Genomic DNA, 1,914 nt, shown 5'->3' on the forward strand with positions numbered 1-1,914 from the left:
TAGAGATTCAGGGCGGCATTTGATTTGCCTTCTTCAAAGTATTTTGTGGCTTCTTTTTGCCAGCCTTCTTTCTGTCTCCGGATTTCTGTCAGGTTAACGCCTTCGGTTCTGGAATAAATTCCCCTGAAGGCTCCTCCGGCCTCTATGGGCTGCAACTGCATTCCGTCTCCAACCAGAATAACCTTTGCGCCCTTTTCATGGGCATGTGAGATAAGGGCGTTCATCTGGCGCGTTCCGACCATTCCGGCTTCGTCAATCACCAAAACATGCTTTTTTGTTAGCTCGCTTCTGCGCTGCTCCTGATCAAGAAGTCTTCTTGCTATCGTCTGGCTTGGTATTCCTGAAGACTCGAAAAGTCCCTGGGCCGCTATTCCCGCGAGTGCCGCTCCTGTTACTGTATATCCTCCAGCCTCGTAAGCCTCCCTGACCGCGTCAAGCATATAGCTCTTGCCTGTTCCCGCGTATCCGACCACGCAGCACATATCCCCGCTTGAAAGAATATGATCGAATGCCTTCACCTGCTCCGGAGCAAGAGTTCTGCTGGCCTTGGCCTGTTTCTGATATTTATTTTTGACTTTATGACCGTGAGCCTTTGCCATCTGCTCCGATTTTGAGAGCATGGAGTTTTCTGCTTCGAGAGTCTGGCGTGTGGTGTAACGTTCTTTGCCGTTTTCCCCGGCTCCGAGAAGAACGAGATCCGGAGAGTTTTTTATTGCGGAAACAACCTCGTCAAACTGCTCCTTGTCTGCGCTGTATGTGTTTGCAAGACGGAAAATATCATTTTCAGTGAATATGGCCTGTTTGCGGCTGAAAAGATCCGTCGCTATTTCAGGATTGGCCTTGATTTTTTCGCCATTCCTTCTGCAAGTCTCAAGATATTCCTGCATCCGGTCTGTTTCGGCCTTGTCCTCCGGACTCATATGTTTCAAAGGCCCTAACTTGGGCTGTGGTTCAAGCGGAATTCCGCGGTCTGCATTGCTGCGATGATCTATTGTAACTTCATGGCCTGCAAGGGCAAGATGGTTGTTTGCATATTTTGCCCAGCCTTCGCGCCATTTAAGAAGATGCTCTTTTCTATTCCAGTCCCTGTTTTTTTGGCCGAATCCTTCAGCGGTTATGTCCCTCATTGTCAGCATTATATGAGCGTGTGGGTTTTCTCCGCTTATGCCGTGGAGACACACATCGGCAATCATGCCTTTTTCGACAAAATTATCTTTTGCAAATTCTTTAATCAGATTTTTTTTCTGTTCGTTTGTGAGTTCTATCGGCAGGGCAACCTGTATTTCTCTGGCAAGCTGAGCGTCTTTTCTTTTTTCTGATTTCTCTACTTCGTTCCAGAGTTTTTCCCGATCATAAGCCCATTCAGGAGCATTGTCAGGAGCCAGTATTTCTGAGTGGTCAATCCCCTTCTTTTTAGTGAAATCCCATGTCTGATTCATTCTTTCATCAAGGATTTTTTCACCAGCTCTATAAGCCGCAGCTCCGGTAACTGTTCTGCCTGTGTTTCTGCTTATGATTTTTGAGCTTAGAATATAGACTGCCATTTTTAGTTTTTAGGGGCTTTAAATGTTAATATTGTCAATATTTTTCAGTGGGTAAATTAAAATGACATTGCGAAGCAATGTATAAACGCGCCCTTCTTCACTTCGTTCATTGGTTTTATGAGTAGCACCAGTCGTAATTATTTTCAATTGATTTTTAAAGATTATCAGGCTAATGTACGAAAAAAATTAAACCATAATTTATTAGGGGGATATATATGACAGAGGAAAAGGCAAATAAAAAACGTAAGGCGATTTCAAGACAGGAACAGATACAGCAGCTAAAGGCAAAAGTAACAAAGCTTGAAGCTATGGAAAGAAGCCATGCAAAGAAAATAGATACAAGACGAAAGATTCTTGCAGGATCATATTT

General features: G+C 44.2%; 1 protein-coding gene. It reads right to left on the minus strand.

Annotated elements, in window-relative coordinates; all coding sequences use genetic code 11:
* Positions 1-1,544: MobQ family relaxase (gene mobQ, locus K245_RS0121495; RefSeq protein ID WP_027360805.1), on the minus strand; the 1,544-nt coding region annotated here is incomplete at its 3' end.
* Positions 1,545-1,914: the final 370 nt, after the last annotated feature.

Origin of the sequence: Desulforegula conservatrix Mb1Pa (genome assembly GCF_000426225.1) — a bacterium.
Taxonomy (GTDB): Bacteria; Desulfobacterota; Desulfobacteria; order Desulfobacterales; family Desulforegulaceae; genus Desulforegula; species Desulforegula conservatrix.